Annotated in this window: 4 protein-coding genes; all 4 read left to right on the plus strand. The window is 60.4% G+C overall.

Annotated features, from left to right (window positions below; translation table 11 throughout):
- The first annotated feature begins 132 nt into the window (after nt 1–132).
- Nucleotides 133–1,239, plus strand: a complete 1,107-nt coding sequence (locus tag OXG98_03800) for a fumarylacetoacetate hydrolase family protein (GenBank protein ID MCY3771129.1) — start codon at nt 133–135, stop codon at nt 1,237–1,239.
- 79 nt (nt 1,240–1,318) lie between these two features.
- Nucleotides 1,319–3,040 carry a hypothetical protein gene (locus OXG98_03805; protein ID MCY3771130.1) on the plus strand — a complete coding sequence of 574 codons (1,722 nt, stop codon included), beginning with the start codon at nt 1,319–1,321 and terminating at the stop codon, nt 3,038–3,040.
- A gap of 27 nt (nt 3,041–3,067) precedes the next feature.
- Entirely contained in the window at nt 3,068–3,478 is a 411-nt protein-coding gene (locus tag OXG98_03810; protein MCY3771131.1) for a hypothetical protein, read from the plus strand.
- A gap of 541 nt (nt 3,479–4,019) precedes the next feature.
- On the plus strand, nt 4,020–6,000 hold a 1,981-nt coding region (locus OXG98_03815; GenBank protein MCY3771132.1), incomplete at its 3' end, for a PQQ-binding-like beta-propeller repeat protein.

The raw sequence follows: 6,000 nt of genomic DNA on the forward strand, positions 1-6,000 counted from the left end.
CATTTTAGCCGGCATGGAATCCTTTCATTGTAACATTGCCGCAACGTAATATAGATTATGGGGATGGGAAGAGAATAGTCGAAATCGGATGCGCATAACACATCGCATGCAGTTCCGAAGGAGGATCCTTAAATGACGAATCGGTTACGCTTCCTGCCGGTCGCTGTCCTGTTTGGCGCCGCGCTATTGCTTACTACGCCTGGTCCAGCCCAGTCCCAAGTATCCGATCAGCCGGACACGCCCTTCAAGCTCGCCACCTTCGAGGCCACGGGAACCGTTCGGATCGGCATGGCCGTCCAGACGGACCAGGACAAGCTGATGGATCTGCACGAGGCCAACGCCCATGTCACCCGGCAGCTGGGTTTACCTGTCGTTTCCATTCCGAAGGAAATGCGCGCGTTGATAGAACGGTACGACGCTGTTTCCAACCGCATGTATACGATCGCGAACTACATGGGTGCCGAGGACCGGTTGTCGAACCCGGACCTCGCCTTTGTATTCGATCCGAAGGATGTCTCCGTCAAGGCGCCGATAAAGTACCCCTACAACCTGCTGGCCGCCGCGGCGAACTATCGGGCCCACGCGGACGAGATGGAAGAATCGGCCATCGGGGGTGCGGGCTTTGCCGCCGTCGAAGTGGACGTGGACAAGGAAGAGCCGTACTTCTTCGCCAAGTCGCCCCGCTCCACCATCATCGACCCGGGGGAGCCCTACTACGTTCCGGAGAACGTGAACATAGACTGGGAAGCGGAGCTGGCCATCATCATCGGCCGGCCGGCCCTAGACCTCACCCTCGAAAACGCCCATGACTATGTCTTCGGCTACAGCATTGTTTTCGACGTCAGTCGCCGGGGCGGCGCCGGGCTGAAGCCTATCAACCGGATGTTTCCCGGTCCAAACTGGTTCAACAGCAAGAGCAGCGACCGCGCCGCGCCTTTCGGGCCCTACATCGTGCCCAAGGAATTCATCCAGCATGACGACCTCGACATAAAGACCTGGGTCAACGGCGTGATCAAACAGGACAGCAATACCAGTTACATGATCTACGACGAAGCCCATATTCTCCGGTATCTGAGCTCGGTGCAGACCCTCTACCCCGGGGACGTGATCGCCACGGGCACGCCGGATGGCGTGGGCCGGGCCCGCAACCCGCCCGAGTACCTCATGCCGGGCGACCTGGTGGAAATGGAGATCGAGGGGATCGGCAGACTCGTTACCCCCATGGAAGCCAAGCCCTGAAACGAGGATATGGATGGAAATCGCACTGAAACATGCAGAATTTCGCGTCGACGCACGCCAGCTACACGGGTTCTGCCGTATGAAGACGCTTGTTATCGTGCTTCTGTGTGGAACGATCGCCTCCGGCTGCGGACCTTCGACGGAAAACGAATCCCCGCCCCAATCCACCCAAAACGACGAATTCGTCCTTCGCTCCGACGCGCTGACCGAAGGCCGTACGCCGCCAGAACCCGATCCCGCGAGCTACGGCATGGACCCGGAAACCGACCGGTTTATCTATCCCGCGGCAACACCGCATCAGCACGAGCCAAAACCCTTCGAAGGCCAGTTGGACTACTGGGATACGAACGAGTACGCCAGAGACATGACCGTCGAGGCCTACTACCCGATCACCGTCGAACCCTTCCATACCTGGCAGAACATCGTGGATTTCGGCGGCCGCCGGTACATGTACCAGTACGTGCGGCGCGCCTTGAAAATCTATGATATCACCGATCCGAAGGATCTGAAGGTCGTGCACGAGAAGGGCGGCACGTGGACCCGGGAAGGACCCGGCGAAGAGGTCAACCCGTATGCGGAAAGCGACATGTTCGGCGCCGCGTCCATCCAATGGAACAAGGACCTGGGCAAATACATCATGGTGCAGGCCTTCGAGATCCGCCGCTTCGGCGTGCTGAGCGACAAGCGTACGGAGCCGGACAAGGTGAAGGCGATTCGCCAGGCCAATCATCTCAAGGGGTTCAAGGTCTACGAGATGAACGGTCCCCTGCCGGAAGACTGGGTCCTGCAGTCGGAGACGACCACCGACTACCGGCATCCCAACGCGCCCATAGGCGAACAGCAGGGTTCCGGCGTGCGGGACATCCCGGCCTATCACGGTGGAAAGTACATGTTCGTCGCCGCCGCGCCGAGCGCGGAGTACGCGCTTACCGAATACCCGAGCGACCTGTATTCGGCCGGTTACCAGGCGTGGGACATGACCGACCCGGCCAATCCGGTGTTCCTCAGCCAGTTCAACGTGCCGGGACAGAAGCTGGGCGACCCGGACGACGAAGCCGCCTACCGGGCCAATCCCCGTGCGGGGAACCGGACTTCCTGGTTCGGCGCGCGCATGTCGATCTTCATGTCTAAACCGGTGGAGGAAGGCGGCAGGTATGGATACGCCGCCATGGGCGGACTGGGATTCTACGTGCTGGACATCTCGGATCCGGCCGATATCAAGGCGCTGGGGCACCTCAACTTCCCGCCCAGCGTAGCGGGCACCGAAGGCGACTACGTCAATGTGACGCAGGTGGAGAAGACCGGGGTGGTCTACTTCTCCGGCTACCCATTGAACGAAGACGGCTGGGAGCCCTACAAGGACATCTTCATGATCGACGTGAGTGATCCCGCCAATCCCAGGCTGCTCGGCACGTTGCCCAGGCCGGTGCCGCCCGCGGATGCGCCATTTACGGATTTCGTGCAGCGGCGCGGGAGTTTCGGTCCGAAGCGAAGCGGCTACTATACCCAGCCCGGAAAACCGAAGGATGATATCCTTCTCTACGCCTTCTACAACGCCGGCGTGCAGGTTTTCGACGTATCCGACCTTTCCGATCCGAAGATCACCGCCTACTTCGTGCCGAAATTCGATCCGTCCCGGACCCCGGACTACGCACTAGGCAATCTGACCCACGGCATTTACGTCGAATACGACCGCAACCTAGTCTGGCTGTTCACCAACCACGGATTCTACTGCCTGTCGACCCCCGCGCTGGGAGAACCGGATTTCGGTCCGCCCGAAACGCCCTGGCCGGAACGATAGGTAGAAACTCATGCGTGCGCTGAAATCATGATCAAGGCCGTTCTGACCGACCTCGACGGCGTCGTACGCCGGTGGGACCCCGATATTGTCGAACAGGCCGAGATCGCTGCGGGTCTTCCCAAGGGTGCGCTCCTGGGTACAGCCTTCGAATCCCGGTTATTGCTTCGTGCCACGACCGGCCGGATTTCGGATGCCGACTGGCGGCGAGAGGTTGCCAGACGGCTGCGGCACGGATTTCCGGCGGCCGACGCCGAAGAAGCGGTGCGTTTGTGGTCCCTTTCGCCCGGCGAGATCGAAGCGGACGTACTGGATCTGATGCAGCAGTGCCGCAAGCGCGCCAGGCTGGTGATGATTACGAATGCCACGACCAAGCTCGTTTCCGATCTCCAGCGACTGGGAATCGACCGCTCATTCGACCACATCGTCAACTCATCTTAGGTAGGCCATGTCAAACCTCAACGCGAGATATTCGACTCGGCCCTCACCCATCTCCATATCGAGCCAGACGAGGCCCTGTTTATCGACGACAGGAACGAAAACGTGTCCGCCGCAGCCGAAACTGGAATCAATGGTCATCATTTCAGAACATTAGAAGGGCTGAAGCAGGTGTTGGCGAGATACGGGCTGCCGGGTTGAGTGTCCCCACGAGAGGTATTCACGTCAAGGCGCCTACCGTCGGGCGGCTCATGCCATAACCGCCGGGCGGCTCATGCCATAAAGGGCTTTACATCAATAAGCCTGCGTACTACATTGGGAAGACATTTGCAATTCTGCGCTTAAATGTCTTTTAAATGCAAACATCGCTCGATTTGTATTAAAGTTACTCCAGCCCTGACCCGTTATCGGGCTTTCGGGCAGTTCCGTACCTTAACAGCATTTTAAGCTGCTTCGTCGCCTCTTCGGTCATCCGCTCTTCGTAGAACCGTAGTATTGGCAATTCGCAGCACCATTCAATCCGCTTCATGGGAGGCAGCGTGTGATGAGTCGATTTTCCCCTATGTTTCGATGGACGCCGCCGATGATCGTGCTGGCCCTGGCGATCGCGGCGATAACATCCTGTGAACCCGCGGCACAGAGGACGCCGGGCAAGATTATCCCGGTGGAACAGCCCGATTCCGAATGGCGCATGCTGGGCCGCGATCTGGCCTACACGCGTTATTCCCCGCTGGATCAGATCAACGCGGACAACGTGGGACGCCTCGAGGTGGCCTGGCGTTGGAAACAGGACAACTACGGTCCCAGACCCGAGTTTTACGCTCAGCCTGTACCCATCTACGTGGGCGGCATGCTGTATTCCACGGCGGGTACCCGGCGGAGCGCCATGGCCATTGAACCCGAAACGGGCGAGACGATGTGGACCTACCGGCCCGTGGAAGACCAGGAACGGTGGGCGACGGCTCCGCGCCGCAATTCAGGCCGAGGCGTTTCATTCTGGACCGATGGGCAGGGCGACAACCGGGTCATCCTGATCACCCGGGGATTCTACCTGGTGGCCCTGGACGCCGAAACGGGGATTCCCGTGGCCGGCTTCGGCAATAACGGCGGCGTCGACATGATGGAAGGTTGGCGCAACGCGGAGAACGTTACGCCCGTGGGAAACCTGGCCAACACGTCTCCCGCGACGGTCGTGGAAGACATCATTCTCGTTCCGCCGGCTCTCGCCGCGGGATTCCGGCCCCGGTCGATGACCAACTCACCGGGTGACGTCGTGGCCTACGACGCCCGCACCGGCGAAATCCTCTGGAAGTTCAAGGTCATTCCGGACGACGGCGAGGAAGGCTCCGATACCTGGGAGCAGAATTCGAGGGCCTATACCGGTAACGCCGGCGTCTGGACCTCCATTTCTGCCGACACCGAACTGGGCTATGCCTATCTGCCCATCGAGGCGCCGACGAACGATTACTACGGAGGGCATCGCCTGGGCGACAACCTGTACGCGAACAGCCTGGTGGCGGTGGATTACACGACCGGCGAGAAGATCTGGCATTTCCAGATCGTCCATCACGATATCTGGGACTACGACAATCCCGCCGCGCCGATCCTGGCCGACGTGACCATCGACGGCGTGGAGCGGAAGATCGTCATCCAGAATACGAAGCAGGGATACTCCTACGTCTTCGACCGGGTGACCGGCGAACCCATCTGGGACATGCCCGAAACAGATGTACCCGCGACGGATGTACCCAACGACCGGGCCTCGCCCACACAGCCGATTCCCGTAAAGCCCGCGCCGTGGGAGCACCAGGGCATCAAGCCGGACGACCTGGTGGACTTCACGCCGGCGGTGCGCCAGGAGGCGATCAACCTGATGGCGAACCACCGCTATGGACCGCTCTACCAGCCTCCATCGCTTGCGGAAGCGCCGGATGGAACGATCGGTACGATCCAGATCCCGGGCGCCAACGGCGGGGTCAACTGGAACATGACCTGCCTGGACCCGGTCTCCGGCGTCAATTTCATCCCGTCCAATACCAGCATATCGAAGCTGGCGCTGCGCGCTCCGGATCCCGAGGAGTCGGACATGGACTACTTCTCGGCCGGCCTGAGAGCGCCGCGTGTCTTTGGAGAGATCCCACTGGTCAAGCCGCCCTGGGGACGCATCACCGCGGTCGACATGAACTCCGGCGACCACGTCTGGATGGTGCCTAATGGCGATACGCCGCAGGCTATCAAGGATCTGCCGGAACTCGCCGGCGTCGATCTGCCGAGAACCGGCAAGGCCACCCGGATCGGGTCCCTGGTGACGAGCACGCTGCTTTTCGCGGGAGAGGGATACGGAGGTGATCCGTACTTCCACGCCTACGACAAGGCGACGGGCGAAGTAGTAGCGTCCATCGAACTGCCGGCGTCCCAGAGCGGCATGCCCATGACCTACATGCACAACGACGTGCAGTACATAATCATGACGGTCGGCGCCAGCGGCCATCCAGCCGAACTGGTCGCGTTGAAGCTGGGCGAAG

This window comes from Gemmatimonadota bacterium, from assembly GCA_026706345.1.
GTDB lineage: Bacteria > JAAXHH01 > JAAXHH01 > JAAXHH01 > JAAXHH01 > JAAXHH01.

Bases quoted from the DNA above. Each gene is read 5' to 3' on its own strand.
- OXG98_03800 (MCY3771129.1), top strand. From the start codon at position 133: ATGACGAATCGGTTACGCTTCCTGCCGGTCGCTGTCCTGTTTGGCGCC.
- OXG98_03805 (MCY3771130.1), top strand. From the start codon at position 1,319: ATGAAGACGCTTGTTATCGTGCTTCTGTGTGGAACGATCGCCTCCGGC.
- OXG98_03810 (MCY3771131.1), top strand. From the start codon at position 3,068: ATGATCAAGGCCGTTCTGACCGACCTCGACGGCGTCGTACGCCGGTGG.